This window comes from Mesorhizobium sp. SARCC-RB16n (assembly GCF_008520305.1).
GTDB lineage: Bacteria > Pseudomonadota > Alphaproteobacteria > Rhizobiales > Rhizobiaceae > Mesorhizobium.
Genome location: NZ_ML703266.1, coordinates 187,458 through 203,086 on the forward strand (window position 1 = coordinate 187,458; position 15,629 = coordinate 203,086).

Here is a 15,629-nt window from a genome sequence, read left to right on the forward strand (position 1 = left end):
GTTAAGTAAATACAAATTAACCAGAAGCCTTGCGTGTAGGGAAAATCCGGTTAATACGGTAGGGGAAATGACCGCACGTCCGGTTTTCTCGCCGTGGGGACTACGAGAAAAGGTTATTAAGCCCGATGAAGGCAGCATCCAAGTTTCTAAACGCCGCGTCAGCGGCGGCACTGTCCGCCGCTCTGGTCGTACCAGGTGCGCTCGCAGTGCAGTTCGTTGCCACATCGGCGGCCGAAGCCGCTGTCGTAAGCAGGGTGGAGGTGAGCGGCAACCAGCGTGTCGACGCCGATACCATCCGCAACTACATCACCATCAAGCCCGGCAAGGCCTTCTCCAGCTCCGATGTCGATAGCGCGGTCAAGGCGCTGTTCGGCACCGGCCTGTTCTCGGATGTCCAGATCAACCAGGTCGGCTCGACCCTGGTGGTCAAAGTTTCCGAGTACAAGGTCGTCAATCAGGTCCTGTTCCAGGGCAACAAGAAGCTCAAGGACAACGCGCTTCAAGCAGCGGTTCAGCTGAAGCCGCGCGGCACGTTCTCTCAAGCTACGCTCGATTCGGACGTCGAGGCGGTCAAGGCCGCTTACAGGCGCATCGGCCGTGACGACGCCGGCGTGACCACGCAGGTCATGGATCTCGGCGACAATCGCGTGAATGTGGTCTTCCACATCACCGAAGGCGATCGCACGCAGATCGCGGCAATCAATTTCGTCGGCAACAGCGCCTATTCCAGCCGCCGCCTGTCGGACGTGATCAACACCAAGCGCTCGTCCTGGGTCTCGTTCATCCTGCGAGACGACGTCTATGACGAAGACAAGCTGCGCGCCGACCAGGAACTGCTGCGCCGTTTCTACTACAATCACGGCTATGCCGATTTCCAGGTCGTGTCCGCTGTCGGCGAACTCGACAATGCGACCAACAAATACACGGTCACCATCACCGTCCAGGAAGGCGAGCGCTATACTTTCGGCGACATCAGCGTCGAAAGCACGATCCCGGAAGTGGACTCCAAGTCTCTGGAGTCGGTGGTCGAAACCCGCAAGGGCGATGTCTACAACGCCAAGAATGTCGAAGACTCCATCATTGCCTTGACCGAGAAGGTGGCCGGTTCCGGCTACGCCTTCGCGCAGGTGACGCCGCGTGGCGACCGCAACTTCGAGAACCACACCATTTCGGTGGTCTACACGGTCGACCAGGGCACCAAGGCCTATGTCGAGCGCATCGAGATCCGCGGCAACGATCGTACGCGTGACTATGTCATTCGCCGCGAATTCGATGTCAGCGAAGGCGACGCGTTCAACCAGGTGCTTGTCCAGCGCGCGAAGAAGCGCCTGGAAGACCTGAATTATTTTGACAAAGTCGACATTTCGACTGTGCCTGGCTCGGCACCTGATCAGGTCGTGCTGGTGGTCGACGTGGTCGAGAAGTCGACGGGTGAATTCTCGGTTGGTGCCGGCTATTCGACCGGTGGAGATTCGGCCGGACCGTCCGTCGAAGGATCGATCACCGAGCGCAACTTCCTCGGCCGTGGCCAGTTCATCAAGGTGTCGGCCGGCGGCGGCAAGAACTCGCGCGATTACAGCCTGTCCTTCACCGAGCCCTATTTCCTCGGACGGCGCATCGCTGCCGGCTTCGACATCTACAAGTCGACGCGGGAATACAACAACAACTACGACAGCGACACCACCGGCGCGACGATCCGCTTCGGACTGCCGATCACCAACAGCATCACGACCCAGCTGGCGTACAACATCTCGCAGGAGAAGTATAAGGTCGACAAAAGTTGCGGTCCTACCAGCGACATCGATCCCGACGGCACCTGTAACATCTCACAGGCCATCTTGGACGGCATTGAGCAGAGTCCGTGGATCAAGTCCTCGGTCAGCCTGGGACTGGTCTACAACACGATCGACGACATGAAGAACCCACACGAGGGTATCTACGCCAACACGACCGTGGAGGTCGCGGGTCTCGGTGGCGATGCCAAATTCGTGAAGATCACTGGACGCGGCAGCATCTATCAGACGCTGTCCGAACAGCTTGACCTTGTCGGCCTCCTTTCGGGTGGCGCCGGTCATGTCGAGGGCTACGGCAGCGACGGCGACCTGCGCATTTTCGACCACTTCCAGAGCACCGATCGCATGATCCGCGGCTTTGCCTATGGTGGTATTGGCCCGGTCGCTGCTGGTACCAGCGGCGATCATCTGGGTGGCACGACCTACTTCAACGCTTCGGCCGAAGCCCAGTTCCCACTGCCGGTTATTCCCGAGAGCTTCGGTTTGCGCGGTGCGGTGTTTGCCGATGCGGCGACGCTCTACGGAAACAAGATCGCCAATCAGGCGCTGGTCAATCAGGACTCGACCGGTTTGCAGGTGCGCGCCTCGGTCGGTCTCGGCCTGATGTGGGCCTCGCCGTTCGGGCCAATCCGTATCGACTATGCGATTCCGGTCAAGAAGGAAGCAACGGACGACGTGCAGGAATTCAACTTCGGCATATCGACCCGCTTCTGATCGGCGGCCAACGATGCTCCCGGGTTTTGGATCCGGGAGAAATGTTCCGACCTAGCTGGATATAGCTTCTGGAATGACCGATCCGGTGTTCTTCGCGCCATCACGCCGGTATACGGCGGCCGAAGTCGCGAATCTGACCGGCTCGGCGCTTGTCGATTCCGGCCAATCCGACGTTTCGATCGAAGCGCTGGCGCCAGCCAGTGAAGGTGGCGCCAACGCGCTCGTCTTCGTCGACGGCAGGCGCAATTCAGCGCTGATGCCGTCGCTGCGGGCGGCAGCGGTCCTGTGTCCGGCGGACTTCGCAAACAAGGCGCCTGCCGGCATTGCTGTGCTGATACATCCCAGGCCGCAGCAGGCTTTTGCTCTGGTTGGGCGCCTCCTGTTCCCGACAGCCGCCACGCCGGGGCCGATGACGGGCGAAACCGGTGTTTCGCCGCATGCCCATATCGACCCGACCGCGCATGTCGAGGCCGGTGCTATCATCGAGGCCGGCGCGGTCATCGGCCCAGGTGTCTCGATCGGTAGCCGCACCGTCATTGCGCCAAACGCCGTCATCGGACAGTCTTGCCGGATCGGCCGTGACGGCTATGTCGGCCCGGGCGCCAGCATCCAGTATGCACTGATCGGCAATCGGGTCATCATCCATGGTGGCGCCAGGATCGGCCAGGACGGCTTTGGCTTTGTCGGCGGCGCCAAGGGGCCGGAACGGGTTCCGCAAATCGGTCGCGTCATCATCCAGGACGATGTCGAGATCGGCTCCAACTCCACAGTCGATCGCGGCGCCATGTCCGATACGGTCATCGGGCAAGGTACCAAGATCGACAATCTCGTGCAGATCGCCCATAACGTCCGCATCGGTCGCAATTGCATAGTAGCCGGGCTTTCAGGTATTTCCGGTTCCGTGGTGGTGGGGGACAATGTCACCATGGGCGGCGGCGTCGGGCTTGCGGATCATCTGACGATTGGTACAGGTGCCAAGCTTGCCGCCAGAAGTGGATTTATGAGCAATGTTCCCGCCGGCGAGATATGGGGTGGCTATCCGGCACAGCCGATGGCGGAAGCCATGCGAGAGATAGCCATGTTGCGCACGATGGCCAGGGCACGCAAGCAGGGCAAGGACAATGGCTGACATGGTGGCGGCGACAACGCTGGAAGCGGTCGACATATTGGGGCTGATGAAGCTCCTGCCGCACCGTTACCCGTTCCTCATGATCGACCGCATCGTCGACATCGATGGCGACGACTCCGCCATCGGCATCAAGAACGTGACCATAAACGAGCCGCATTTTCAGGGGCATTTCCCGGAGCAGCCGGTGATGCCGGGCGTGCTGATCGTCGAGGCCATGGCGCAGACGGCCGGCGCCATCTGCATCCGCAGCCTCGGGGCGTCGAAGCCGTCGCTGGTCTATTTCCTGACCATCGACAACGCCAAATTCCGCAAACCGGTCGTTCCCGGCGACCAGTTGAAGATCCATGTCAAGAAAATCAAGAAGCGCGGCAACCTGCTCAAATTCGCCTGCGAAGCCCTGGTCGAAGGTACCAAGGCAGCCGAGGCCGAGATTTCAGCCATGATGGTCACCGGCGACTGACGATCGAGTGCCTATGAAAATCAAGACGTCGATCCATCCTTCCTCCGTCGTGGAAGAAGGCGCCCAAATCGGCCAGGGTGTGCGAATTGGGCCGTTCTGCCATGTCAGCGCCGACGCTGTGATCGGCGACGGCGTCGAACTGGTCAGCCATGTCTCGGTCATGGGCGCGACCACCATCGGAGCGTCGACCAAGGTCTATCCGATGGCGATATTGGGCGGACCGCCGCAGAACACCAAGCACAAGGGCGGCCGTACCACGCTGGTCATCGGCGCCAACTGCACCATCCGCGAAGGCGTGACCATGCATGTCGGCACCGACACCAGCCGCGGCGAAACGACAGTGGGCGACAATGGCAATTTTCTGGCTTACGCCCATATTGCCCATGACTGTGTCGTCGGCAACAACGCTACCTTCGCCAATGGGGCGACATTGGGGGGACACTGCGAGATCGGCAACAATGTCTATATCGGCGGCCTCAGCGCCGTTCATCAATTCGTGCGTGTCGGCGACAACGCCTTTCTTGGCGGGTGCTCGGCTTTTGTCGGTGATGTGATTCCCTATGCCATCGCGGTCGGTAACCGCGCCAGCCTGCGCGGCTTGAACATCATCGGCCTCAAGCGCGCCGGTCTGCCGCGTTCCGAGATCTATCTGCTGCGCAAGGCCTACAAGACGATCTTCGACCGCTCCCGCACCGTCGGCGAGAACATCGAGCTCGCCAAGGCCGAGTTCGCCTCGTCGCCGACTGCCATGAAGATCATCGACTTCATCACCAGTCGCGGCAAGCGGCACTATGCGGTGCCATCGCTCAAGGGCGGCGATGGCGACGATACCGATGACGAAGGCTGAGACAGCCACGGCTGGTCTTGATCTCCCGCCTGATGCCAAGGTCGGCATCATCGCCGGCGGCGGTAGCCTTCCTGTCGAAGTCGCTGCCGGTCTGGTCGAACAGGGTCATCCGCCCTTCATCGTGCTTATGGAAGGTGAGGCCGACCGTCTGCCCGAGTTGTGTCAGTATGAGCACGAGACCCTTGCCCTGGAGGCGATAGGATCGCTCGTTCCGCTGCTCAAGCGTAACCGGATTACCCATCTGGTGCTTGCCGGCGAGATAAAGCGCCGACCAAGACTGACACATCTGCGTCCAAGCCTCAGCCTGCTCGCCGTGATACCCGTCGTTGTCATGGCGTTGGCGCGTGGCGATGATGGGCTGCTCAAGGTGGTGGCGCGCGGGCTCGAGGCGCGGGGGATCAAGGTCGTGGGCGCCCACGAGATCGTGCCGAACCTTGTCGCCGCCGAAGGAGTGTTGACCAGGGCCGCGCCTCAGAAATCGGACTGGCGCGACATCGAGGCAGGTTTCGCCGCGGCAAAGGCCATCGGGGCACTCGATATCGGACAGGCGGCGATCGCGGTTGGCGGCCGGACCATCGCGCTTGAAGGCATCGAGGGCACGGCCGGATTGCTGGACCGCGCCAGGCTGCTGCGCGGCCACGGCCGTATCGCCGGCAAGACGCGCGGCGTTCTGGTCAAATGCGCCAAGCCTGGCCAGGAGCTGCGCGCGGATCTTCCTTCCATGGGGCCACAGACGGTGGAAGCAGCGCATGCGGCCGGGCTTGCGGGCATTGCCGTCGAAGCGGGACGCTCCCTGATCCTCGAAGGCCCCGCAACCCTTTCGCGTGCCAATGACCTTGGGCTGTTCATTGTCGGCCTGGCCGCAACGGAGTCCGGGGATGGCTGACAGAGCGCTGAAGATCGCGATCGTCGCGGGCGAGGAGTCAGGCGACCTGCTTGGCGCCGACATCGTTCGGTCGCTCCGCCAGACAACAGGTCGCGAGGTGCAACTCGTCGGCCTCGGCGGCCGCCACCTGCAGGCGCTCGGGCTGGTTTCCCCGTTCGACGCCGGCGAGGTCGCGTTGATGGGGTTCAGCGCCGTCCTGCGTGACCTGCCGCGCCTGATGCGGCGGATCGGCCAGATGGCAGGAATGGTTGCGGACGCCAAGCCTGACTGCCTCATCACCATCGACAGCCCCGATTTTTCGCTGCGCGTCGCCAAAAAGGTGCGCGCGGCCAACCCGTCGATCCCGATCGTCCATTATGTCTGCCCGAGCGTCTGGGCATGGCGGCCGGGCAGGGCGGTGGCGATGAAGCCCTATGTCGACCACATCCTGTGCATCCTGCCGTTCGAGGTGAAGGAGCTCGACCGGCTGGGTGGTCCGCCCGGCACCTATGTCGGGCATCGCCTGACGCATGATCCGGGCGTGCTGGCGGCGGCAAAGGCGCAAGCCCAGCCGCGTGACCTTTCACCGGACCGCGTGAAGACGCTGCTCGTCCTGCCCGGCTCGCGGCGCGGCGAGGTGCGGCGGCTGCTCGAGCCGTTTGGCGAGACCGTGTCGATGTTGCGGGCTCGTGGGCATCGGCTCCGGCTGATGCTGCCGACGGTTCCGCATGTCGCGGATACCGTGCGGTCCGCGGTCACGCGCTGGGACGAGAAGCCCGAGATCATCCTTGGGCCCGAGCGCAAATGGCAGGCCTTCGGCAAGGCCGACGCCGCGTTGATCGCGTCCGGCACGGTGTCCCTGGAACTGGCATTGTCCGGGGTGCCGATGATCTCTAGCTACCGGCTCGACCCTGTCGCGCGCGTCGTCGCGCCGTATCTCGTTTCCGTCTGGTCGGCCCTGCTGCCCAACCTGATCTCCGATCGCGCGTTGATCCCGGAGTTCTACAACGAGTACGTCAAACCGAACAATCTGGCGCGGCAGCTGGAAGCGTTGTTCGCCGACAGTGGCATGCGCGCCTGGCAGAAAGACGGGTTTGCCGAGATCTCACGGCGGATGGCGACGGACAAGCCGTCCGGTGAGATCGCGGCGGGCGTGGTCTTGCGTCACATAAAAAAGGCGCCCTGACGGACGCCTTTTTCGGTCATCAGTCCGGCACCGCTCAGCGCTTGGCGATCGGTACGTAGTCGCGCTCCGGCGCGCCGGTGTAGAGCTGGCGCGGGCGGCCGATCTTCTGGCGGGGATCCTCGATCATTTCCTTCCATTGCGCGATCCAGCCGACCGTGCGGGCAACAGCGAACAGCACGGTGAACATGGTGGTGGGGAAGCCCAGCGCCTTCAGCGTGATGCCGGAGTAGAAGTCGACGTTCGGATAGAGCTTCTTCTCGATGAAATAGGGATCGGTCAGCGCGATCTTTTCCAGTTCCATCGCGATGTCGAGAAGCGGATCGTCCTTGATGCCGAGTTCGCCCAGAACCTCATGCGCCGTCTTCTGCATGATCTTGGCGCGCGGATCGTAGTTCTTGTAGACACGGTGGCCAAAGCCCATCAGGCGGAACGGATCGTTCTTGTCCTTGGCACGGGCGATGAATTCCGGGATGTGATCGACATGGCCGATCTCGCCCAGCATGTTGAGCGCCGCTTCATTGGCGCCGCCATGGGCCGGGCCCCAAAGGCAAGCGATGCCGGCGGCAATGCAGGCGAAGGGGTTGGCGCCCGAAGAGCCGGCGAGACGAACGGTCGAGGTCGAAGCGTTCTGCTCATGATCGGCGTGCAGGATGAAGATGCGCTCCATGGCGCGGGCCAGCACCGGGTTGATCTTGTATTCCTCGCATGGCACGGCAAAGCACATGTGCAGGAAGTTGGCGGCGAAATTCAGCTCGTTCTTCGGGTAAATGAAGGGCTGGCCGATGTGGTACTTGTAGGCCATGGCCGCGATCGTCGGCATTTTGGCGATCAGGCGCATGGACGCAACCATGCGCTGGTATGGGTCGGAGATGTCGGTCGAGTCGTGATAAAAGGCCGAAAGAGCGCCGACCACGCCGCACATCACCGCCATCGGGTGCGCATCGCGGCGGAAGCCGGTGAAGAAGCGCGACATCTGCTCGTGCACCATGGTGTGGCGCGTCACGCGATAATCGAAATCGTCCTTCTGCGCCTTGGTCGGCAGTTCGCCGTAGAGCAGGAGGTAGCAGACCTCGAGGAAATCGCCGTGTTCGGCCAACTGGTCGATCGGGTAGCCGCGATGCAGGAGGATGCCGGCGTCACCATCGATGAAGGTGATCTCCGACTCGCAGCTTGCCGTCGAGGTGAAGCCGGGGTCATAGGTGAAGGCGCCGGTGGTGCTGTAGAGCGAGGCGATGTCGATGACGTCAGGTCCGACCGAGCCGCTTCGCACCTTGAACTCGTGGGTCTTGCCGGCGAATTCCAGCGTTGCCGTGGCCTCCTGGCCGCCCACATCCATTTTTTTCGCAGCTTCGGTCATTGCAAACTCCTTCTTGTTTCCTCATGCCGGCAAAGGCAAATTCCGCAGAGCGACACGTCGAAATCACCGCAATGCGCGTATTCGCCACCGCATTCTAGGAGGTGCGTGCCAGATTGGGCCAGAGCCTAATGTTGCACTGCGAAACGCGCCTTTCAATGCCAATCTTCTTGGGCCAGTTTGCTCCTAATCGATTTGATCCGCTATGCGCGCCAGGCTTTCCTCACGCCCCAGCACGGCCAGCACGTCGAAAACGCCTGGTGACGTGCTCTTGCCGGTCAAGGCGGCCCGCAACGGCTGGGCCACGGCACCAAGTTTGTGGCCGCCAGCCAGCGCATAGTCGCGGATAGCGGCCTCGGCCGTGGCCGCGGTCCAGTCGCCTGACAGCGACTTCAAAGCTTCGTGAGCGCCGCGCAGGATCTTGCGGGCATCGTCATTGAGCAGGAGTGCCGCCTTGTCGTCGATCGGCAACGGCCGCGCGGCAAACAGGAAACCGGCTCCGTCGACAAGCTCGACCAGCGTCTTGGCGCGCTCCTTCAGGCCCGGAAGTGCCGCCAGCAGCTGCGCCTTGTTCTTCTCGTCGAGGCGCGCCGCCATCGCCGGGCCGCCCTCGAGATAGGGCAGGGTGGGGATGAAGATATCGAACAGTTCGGTATCGGCCATGCGGCGCATATGCGCGCCATTGATCGCTTCCAGCTTGGCGAAATCGAAGCGCGCCGCGCCCTTGTTGACGTCGCCGATGTCGAACCAGGAGATCATATCCTTGATCGACATGATTTCGTCGTCGCCGTGGCTCCAGCCGAGGCGTGCCAGGTAATTGAGCAGCGCCTCCGGCAGATAGCCCATGGCGCGATAGGCCTCGACGCCCAGCGCGCCGTGGCGCTTTGACAGCTTGGCGCCGTCGGCGCCATGGATAAGCGGGATATGCGACATCGAAGGCACGTCCCAGCCCATGGCGTTGTAGATCACGGTCTGGCGCGCGGCGTTGGTCAGGTGATCGTCGCCACGGATGATGTGGGTGACGCCCATGTCGTGATCGTCGACGACGACGGCATGCATGTAGGTCGGGTTGCCGTCCGAGCGCAGGATGATGAAGTCGTCGAGATCCTTGTTTGGGAAGCGCACCTCACCCTGAACCCGGTCCTGCACCACTGTCTCGCCCTCGGTCGGTGCCTTGATGCGGATGGCGCCCTTGACGCCGGTGGGTGCCTCCGAAGGGTCGCGGTCACGCCAGTGGCCGTTATAGCGCGGCGGCAGGCCCTTGGCGCGTGCTGCCTCGCGCATCGCCTCGAGCTCGGCCGAAGTCTCGTAGCTGTAATAGGCCTTGCCCAGGCGCACCAGTTCCTCAGCCACCTCGCGATGGCGCGGCGCGCGCTCGAATTGGGAGACCGCATCGCCGTCCCATGACAGGCCAAGCCAGGTCAGTCCGTCGAGAATGGCCGATGTGGCCGCATCGGTCGAACGCTCGCGATCGGTATCCTCGATGCGCAGCAGCATCGTGCCGCCGGTGTGCTTGGCATAGAGCCAGTTGAACAGCGCCGTGCGCGCGCCGCCGATGTGCAGATAGCCGGTCGGCGAGGGGGCAAAACGGGTGATGACCTTGTCGGGCATGAAACTCTCGGAAAACGTCTGAAGCTGGGTGCGGGGTGCGCGGACTTTCGCGCGTCGCGCGTTCATGTAGCATAGGGTGTCGAGGGCGCAAGGGGCAGACCCGATGACTGGACGAGGCCGGGGCTCGGATCGGGGCGAGGGCGCCATTGTCGGCGTCAGCGAGCGGTCCCTGTTTGCGACGCCTCCGGCGATCCCACTGCCATCGCCGCTCGTGGCTGCACCCGCAACCCAGCCGCTGCAGGCGGATGGCCCGACGCCAACTCCGTCTCCTGCCGCACGCAGGATTGTGCGCGTACGCCGGCAAATCGGCCTGATATCACTGCCTCGCCTGCGCCACGGCGTGGCCAAGGCGGCGGAGTTAGAGCTCGACCGAGGCATCGCCTTCCTGCTGGTGCCGGTCTGCCTGGCCGTTGGGGCCGTCGGCTATTTTTCGCTGGCGTCCGAGCCTGATTTTGCAAAACCCGTCGCGGCGGTCATGCTGGCGGCGGTCTGCGCATTCGTCTCGCGCTCCTGGCCCAAAACTCATCTGTGTTTCATGGCAATGCTGTTGTGCGTGCTGGGCCTGCTCGCGGCGAAGGTAGAAACATGGCGAGCCGGAACTCGGATGCTGGGCTCGGAAATCTCGACGCAACTGACCGGCCGCGTGGTCTCGGTCGAAGAGATGGAGACTGGCCGCATCCGGCTGACCATGGACGTGATTTCGACCGCCCGGCCAAAACTGCGCTATGCGCCGGAAAGGGTCCGGCTTTCGGCACGCAAGATACCGCCGGAAATGACCGCCGGCTCGCTTGTCACAGGCTACGCCAAACTGCTGCCGCCGACCGGTCCGGTGCGGCCGGACAGCTATGACTTCTCCTTCGACAGCTATTTCGCCGGCATCGGCGGCAGCGGCTTCTTTCTCGGCAATCCAACGGTTGTTTCCGCCGACTACGGCGAGATGCCGCTGTCGGCACGCCTTCTTTCAGGCATTGAAAATGCCCGAGAAGCCATCGCCGGCCATATCAGGGGCAGCATTGGCGGCGCCGAAGGCGAGATCGCGGCGGCGCTGATCGTCGGCGTACGCGCCGGCATTCCCAATGAAATCAACGAAGCGATGCGGCGCACCGGCATCTATCACATCATCTCCATTTCGGGACTGCATATGGCGCTGGTAGCCGGCACCATCATGGGTCTGCTGCGCGGTGCCTTCGCGCTGTTTCCGCGCTTTTCCGCGCGCCGGCCAGTGAAGAAATACGCCGCCGCCGCCGCCCTTTTCTCGATCGCCGCCTATCTCGTCATCTCCGGCGTCGTCGTTGCGGCCGAACGCAGCTTCATCATGCTGGCGGTGATGCTGGTCGCCGTCTTGTTCGATCGCGCGGCGCTGACCATGCGCAACCTGGCGATCTCGGCGATCGCCGTCATCCTGGTTTCTCCGCACGAGGTCGTCGGCCCGAGCTTCCAGATGTCGTTCGCGGCAACCGCGGCTCTGGTTGGCGCTTATGCCGGCTGGGCCGACCACCGCGCGGGAAAGACGAGGCCACCGCCGCCAAAGCGATCCCTACCCGGGTTCCTGACGCGAAAATTCCTTTTGGCGACAGGTGGATTGGTCATGACGTCCATCATCGCCGGCAGCGCAACGGCGCTGTTTGCCATCTGGCATTTCCAGCGGGTGTCGCCGCTCAGCGTGTTCGCCAATCTGGCCGTAATGCCGATCGTGTCGCTCGTGATGTTCCTGGCAGTTGCCAGCGCCTTGCTGATGCCGTTCGGGTTGGATTGGCCGGCTCTCTACCTCATGGGCAAGGGCCTGACGGCGATGATCGCCGTATCGGCATGGATATCGGAGCGCTCTCCCATCGATGGGGTCGGGCTGATTTCGCAGCAGTCCGTACTGCTGGTCACCGTCGCGCTGGTCATCGCGACTATGGCGACGACTTGGCTGCGGCTTGCCGCGCTGCCATTCGCACTTGCCGGCCTGTTGACTGTGTCGGACACCCGCACGCCCGATGTGCTGATCTCGGAAGATGCGCGGCTGGTGGCACTGCCGATCGGCAATGGCGAACTGGCCGTCAACCGGGAACGTCCGAACGAATTCGCAACCGACAACTGGAAACGCGCCCTGGTCTCCGAAACAATCGTCAAACCGGAAATATTCGACAAGACGGACGGGCAATTCGATATCGCCAGTCCCACCGACCTGCCGCAGGGGTCGCCGTTCTATTGCCGTGAAGGCCTGTGCCTTGCCAGGCATCCCTCCGGTGCGATCATCGCCTATGTCGAGGATCGCAAGAACACCTGGAAGGCCTGCGCATTCGCCGACCTGATCGTCGTCAATGACGCGACCGCCTATGACGCCTGCCACAATCCGCTGGTTCTCGTCGTCACGAAGCGGCAGCTCGCCCGCAAGGGGAGTGCTGCCGTCTTCTTCGACCCCCAGTCGGCCACGACCCCGGCCGCGATCGAATTCGCCGTCGACGGACCGTATCGGCCCTGGCACGAGCAGCGAAAATTCTCACGCGAGGCGAGGGGGCTGCCGCCCTTTAAAAAGCCCGACAAGCCCGGTGGCAAACCGGCTCAGTAGCGCCTGATCAGCCCAACGAGCTTGCCTTGCACCTTGACCCGATCCGGTCCGAAGATCCGGGTTTCATAGGCGGGGTTGGCGGCTTCGAGTGCGATCGAGGCGCCTTTACGACGGAACCGCTTCAGCGTCGCTTCTTCCTCGTCGACCAGTGCCACGACGATTTCGCCAGGGCTTGCCGTATCGGCATTGCGGATGATGACCGTGTCGCCGTCGAAGATACCGGCCTCGATCATCGAGTCGCCTTTGACCTCCAGCGCATAGTGCGCGCCGCCTATGATCATGTCCGGCGGCACCGAGATCGAATGCGTCTGATGCTGGATGGCATCGATCGGCACACCGGCGGCGATACGGCCCATGACCGGGATGGACACGGCTGAAACCGCATCGTCGTCGTTGCCGGCCGCCGGCAGGCGCGAAGGCGCCGCCGCCGGCCTGATCTGGCGGCCGAGATTGCCTTGGCCAAGGCTGCCCTGGATGACGCTTGGCGAGAACTTCTTTGCCGCATTGAGTCCCGGCGCGATCGAGTCCGGCAGCCGCAGCACTTCCAGCGCGCGCGCCCGGTTGGGTAGCCGGCGAATGAAACCGCGTTCCTCCAGCGCCGTGATCAGGCGATGGATCCCCGACTTGGAGGCAAGATCGAGGGCTTCCTTCATCTCGTCGAAGGAGGGCGGTATCCCGCTTTCCTTGAGCCGTTCGTGGATGAACATCAGCAGTTCATGTTGCTTGCGTGTCAGCATGGCGGCCCCCAAGGCATTGAACGAAAGGTCTGAACCGGAATCGAAAAAACAAACCCAGAACAAACACTATCTGTTCCAGTTGTGTTCCGCAACCGTTTAAAGTTTAATGAATTTGTTAAGGCGTCTGAAGTTTTTTGCCCGGGCCAATTGGCAGGCGCCGATCTTTTCCGCCATCGGCGGGCACATTGAAATCGTTTTGGTTAATGGCCTGTGGCCCCATCCGCCGCCTAGGCTTGGCATCAGCCGTTTTGGAGCACATCCATAGAGTGGATTTGCGGAATTGTTCGATCCACTCCGGCGGAACGAAACGAAATCAAAACGCCAACGGCCGGTGGCTTTGGTAGAAGCAACGGATCCAGGGTCGAACTCCTCCGAGCAAGTGCGTGCGAGTGGCGCCGCGGCAGCGCTGAAGTCATCCGACAACAGCTTTCAAGCTGCCGGCGCGGGCGGCGTATTTGGCGCCGCCGCTGTCTTCGCTGTGGACATAGACGTGCAGGGTGTAGCCGATATGCGCCGTCATCAGCGCCTTGGCCCGCTCGATGTCACGATCGAGTGCCGCTTCCATGATCGCGGTATGGTGTTCGATGGCAATCGCTTCGCGCAGTGCCTCCATCGCCTCTTCATAGCCATCCTTGAGGCCGGCCGCGGCCCGCAATGTCGGCGCCAGACCAAGAAAGCGATGATGCCGGCGCAGCTGATCCGAGATTGTCGAGCGGAAACGCAGCAGCCAGTCGCATGTGGCGGCGCTCAGTAGCGCCGCATGGAAAGCCTCATGGTTCTCGTCCCATTTGTCGACGGCCGCATCCGAGGGATCATCGACCGCGGTCTTGCAACGGGAGAGCCGGTAGTGGGCGGTGACCACGGCATCCTCCCACTCCTTGCCGCCTTTCTCCATCGATTCGAGGAACAGGGGTATCTCGACCACCATCCTGGCGCGTGCCAGATCCTCCAGTTCGGCCCGCGACACCGGCGCAACGGTAAAACCACGATTGCTGATGGCGGCGACCAGACGTTCGGCCTCAAGCCGCGACAAGGCTTCGCGCAATGGCGTCCAACCGACTCCATAGGTGCTGCGCAGCGCACTCAGCTTGAGCGGGGCGCCGGGCATGAGGCGCGTGGTCAGGATATCGCGTCGCAACAGCTGATAGGCTGCCTCCGTCTTTGTGGAGCTGGTTTGATCCTGCATCGCGGTCTATCCATCGTCTGGCTGCCCGAAATTATATATGATGTTGGGGCATGGCAAGAATTATATATAATGTTTGACATGAGCCAGCGGACTCACCATGATCGCCGCAGTAGCCGCTGCAAGCGGCGCTGATCAAATCTGGGAGGAAATGATGTCGAAGTCGAAATCCGCTTGGTTGTCGGGTTTGTTCCTGGCCGGCGCGTTGATGGTGAGCGCGGGTAATGCCGCTGCCGATCAGGTACGCATCGGCATTGCCAATTTCGGCGAGCATCCGCAGCTCAACGCCGCTATTGCCGGCTTCAAGAAGGCGTTGACGGACAATGGGTTCGTCGAGGGCAAGGACGTCGTCTACACGGAGAGCCATACCAATTTCGATGCATCGCTGGTGCCGCAGATGATCGCTAAGCTGCAGGCGGAGCAGCCCAAGCTGATCTACACCATCACCACGCCGGTCTCGCAGATCGCCAAGAAGGCGCTCGCGGGCTCCGGCATTCCGATCGTTTTTGCCGCGGTCACCGATCCGGTGGCGGCCAAGCTGGTGCCGTCATGGGACGCCGGAGACGAAGGCATGACCGGCGCCAGCGATCTGCAGGACGTCGCCGCGGTGATGGCCTTCACCAAGAAGCTCCTGCCGAACGCCAAGCGCTTCGGCGTGCCTTACAATCCGGGCGAGGCCAATGACGTTGCCTTGGTCGAAAAGATTAAGGCGGCGGCACCCGCCGCAGGCTTCGAGGTGGTGGAGGTCGGCATCGACAACGTCAACGACATCCAGCAACGCATCGCTTCGCTCGCCGGCAAGGCCGACGTGATCTACGGGCCGGCCTCGAACCTGATCCAGCCGGCGATCGCCGCTGTCTCCGCCGCCGCCCGCCAGGCCGGTATCCCGGTCGTCAACTCCGATGACAGCGCGGTCCGCAACGGCACCGTGCCGGCGAGTTTCGCGGTCAACTACACGCAGGTCGGCGTCAATGCCGGCAACATCGCCGCCGAGATCCTAAAGGGCAAGGATCCCAAAACGATCGCGCCGTCGCGCCCGGCCTACAAGGACCACATGGCAACGATCTCGCGCAAGGCGATGGCCGCGTTCGGCATCGAGATACCGGCTTCGATGGCCGATTGCGGCTGTATCGTCGACTGACATCGGGGCTGCGAGGGTGACGGCACGGACGCCGTCACCCTGAGGTCAGGGA

The 15,629-nt window shown here is 62.6% G+C and carries 12 protein-coding genes; 8 read left to right on the plus strand and 4 right to left on the minus strand.

Features of this window, described 5'->3' with window-relative positions:
- Nucleotides 1-125 precede the first annotated feature (125 nt).
- The 6 genes from bamA (at nucleotide 126) to lpxB (ending at nucleotide 6,994) form a co-directional block, all read left to right on the plus strand.
- Nucleotides 126-2,507 (plus strand): outer membrane protein assembly factor BamA, encoded by a 2,382-nt coding sequence (gene bamA, locus C7I87_RS14255; RefSeq protein ID WP_149904808.1) that lies wholly within the window; start codon nucleotides 126-128, stop codon nucleotides 2,505-2,507.
- 73 nt (nucleotides 2,508-2,580) lie between these two features.
- Complete coding sequence (gene lpxD / locus C7I87_RS14260; RefSeq protein WP_149904809.1) at nucleotides 2,581-3,636, plus strand: UDP-3-O-(3-hydroxymyristoyl)glucosamine N-acyltransferase; 1,056 nt, start codon at nucleotides 2,581-2,583, stop codon at nucleotides 3,634-3,636.
- Complete coding sequence (gene fabZ, locus C7I87_RS14265) at nucleotides 3,629-4,096, plus strand: 3-hydroxyacyl-ACP dehydratase FabZ (RefSeq protein WP_015317790.1); 468 nt, start codon at nucleotides 3,629-3,631, stop codon at nucleotides 4,094-4,096. Before lpxD ends, fabZ begins: the two co-directional genes overlap by 8 nt.
- A gap of 13 nt (nucleotides 4,097-4,109) precedes the next feature.
- Nucleotides 4,110-4,943: an acyl-ACP--UDP-N-acetylglucosamine O-acyltransferase gene (lpxA, locus tag C7I87_RS14270; protein WP_149904810.1), complete on the plus strand. Its 834-nt coding sequence runs from the start codon at nucleotides 4,110-4,112 to the stop codon at nucleotides 4,941-4,943.
- Nucleotides 4,915-5,829 (plus strand): LpxI family protein, encoded by a 915-nt coding sequence (locus tag C7I87_RS14275; RefSeq protein WP_149904811.1) that lies wholly within the window; start codon nucleotides 4,915-4,917, stop codon nucleotides 5,827-5,829. Before lpxA ends, C7I87_RS14275 begins: the two co-directional genes overlap by 29 nt.
- A complete protein-coding gene (gene lpxB, locus C7I87_RS14280; protein WP_149904812.1) occupies nucleotides 5,822-6,994 on the plus strand; it encodes a lipid-A-disaccharide synthase in 1,173 nt (390 codons plus the stop codon). The genes C7I87_RS14275 and lpxB overlap by 8 nt, the downstream gene beginning before the upstream one ends.
- A gap of 34 nt (nucleotides 6,995-7,028) precedes the next feature.
- Here the strand turns inward: lpxB and gltA are convergent, their stop codons facing one another.
- Together gltA and gltX are read right to left on the minus strand one after the other, a co-directional pair.
- Complete coding sequence (gene gltA / locus C7I87_RS14285; protein ID WP_149904813.1) at nucleotides 7,029-8,351, minus strand: citrate synthase; 1,323 nt, start codon at nucleotides 8,349-8,351, stop codon at nucleotides 7,029-7,031.
- Nucleotides 8,352-8,534: 183 nt separating this feature from the next.
- A complete protein-coding gene (gene gltX / locus C7I87_RS14290; protein ID WP_149904814.1) occupies nucleotides 8,535-9,959 on the minus strand; it encodes a glutamate--tRNA ligase in 1,425 nt (474 codons plus the stop codon).
- Between the two features lie 103 nt (nucleotides 9,960-10,062).
- Between gltX and C7I87_RS14295 the strand changes: the two genes are divergently transcribed.
- Nucleotides 10,063-12,516: a ComEC/Rec2 family competence protein gene (locus C7I87_RS14295; RefSeq protein WP_149904815.1), complete on the plus strand. Its 2,454-nt coding sequence runs from the start codon at nucleotides 10,063-10,065 to the stop codon at nucleotides 12,514-12,516.
- On the opposite strand, the gene lexA is transcribed toward C7I87_RS14295, so the two are convergent.
- Nucleotides 12,510-13,253: a transcriptional repressor LexA gene (gene lexA, locus C7I87_RS14300; protein ID WP_149904816.1), complete on the minus strand. Its 744-nt coding sequence runs from the start codon at nucleotides 13,251-13,253 to the stop codon at nucleotides 12,510-12,512. The two genes, C7I87_RS14295 and lexA, sit on opposite strands and share 7 nt — an antisense overlap.
- A 412-nt stretch (nucleotides 13,254-13,665) precedes the next feature.
- On the minus strand, nucleotides 13,666-14,439 hold the full coding sequence (locus C7I87_RS14305) for a GntR family transcriptional regulator (RefSeq protein WP_149904817.1): 774 nt from the start codon (nucleotides 14,437-14,439) through the stop codon (nucleotides 13,666-13,668).
- Between the two features lie 151 nt (nucleotides 14,440-14,590).
- Between C7I87_RS14305 and C7I87_RS14310 the strand changes: the two genes are divergently transcribed.
- Complete coding sequence (locus tag C7I87_RS14310; protein ID WP_149904818.1) at nucleotides 14,591-15,577, plus strand: ABC transporter substrate-binding protein; 987 nt, start codon at nucleotides 14,591-14,593, stop codon at nucleotides 15,575-15,577.
- Nucleotides 15,578-15,629 lie beyond the last annotated feature (52 nt).

Excerpts from the sequence above, each read along its gene's own strand:
- bamA (WP_149904808.1), top strand. The coding sequence starts at position 126 with ATGAAGGCAGCATCCAAGTTTCTAAACGCCGCGTCAGCGGCGGCACTG.
- lpxD (WP_149904809.1), top strand. The coding sequence starts at position 2,581 with ATGACCGATCCGGTGTTCTTCGCGCCATCACGCCGGTATACGGCGGCC.
- fabZ (WP_015317790.1), top strand. The coding sequence starts at position 3,629 with ATGGCTGACATGGTGGCGGCGACAACGCTGGAAGCGGTCGACATATTG.
- lpxA (WP_149904810.1), top strand. The coding sequence starts at position 4,110 with ATGAAAATCAAGACGTCGATCCATCCTTCCTCCGTCGTGGAAGAAGGC.
- C7I87_RS14275 (WP_149904811.1), top strand. The coding sequence starts at position 4,915 with ATGGCGACGATACCGATGACGAAGGCTGAGACAGCCACGGCTGGTCTT.
- lpxB (WP_149904812.1), top strand. The coding sequence starts at position 5,822 with ATGGCTGACAGAGCGCTGAAGATCGCGATCGTCGCGGGCGAGGAGTCA.
- gltA (WP_149904813.1), bottom strand. The coding sequence starts at position 8,351 with ATGACCGAAGCTGCGAAAAAAATGGATGTGGGCGGCCAGGAGGCCACG.
- gltX (WP_149904814.1), bottom strand. The coding sequence starts at position 9,959 with ATGCCCGACAAGGTCATCACCCGTTTTGCCCCCTCGCCGACCGGCTAT.
- C7I87_RS14295 (WP_149904815.1), top strand. The coding sequence starts at position 10,063 with ATGACTGGACGAGGCCGGGGCTCGGATCGGGGCGAGGGCGCCATTGTC.
- lexA (WP_149904816.1), bottom strand. The coding sequence starts at position 13,253 with ATGCTGACACGCAAGCAACATGAACTGCTGATGTTCATCCACGAACGG.
- C7I87_RS14305 (WP_149904817.1), bottom strand. The coding sequence starts at position 14,439 with ATGCAGGATCAAACCAGCTCCACAAAGACGGAGGCAGCCTATCAGCTG.
- C7I87_RS14310 (WP_149904818.1), top strand. The coding sequence starts at position 14,591 with ATGTCGAAGTCGAAATCCGCTTGGTTGTCGGGTTTGTTCCTGGCCGGC.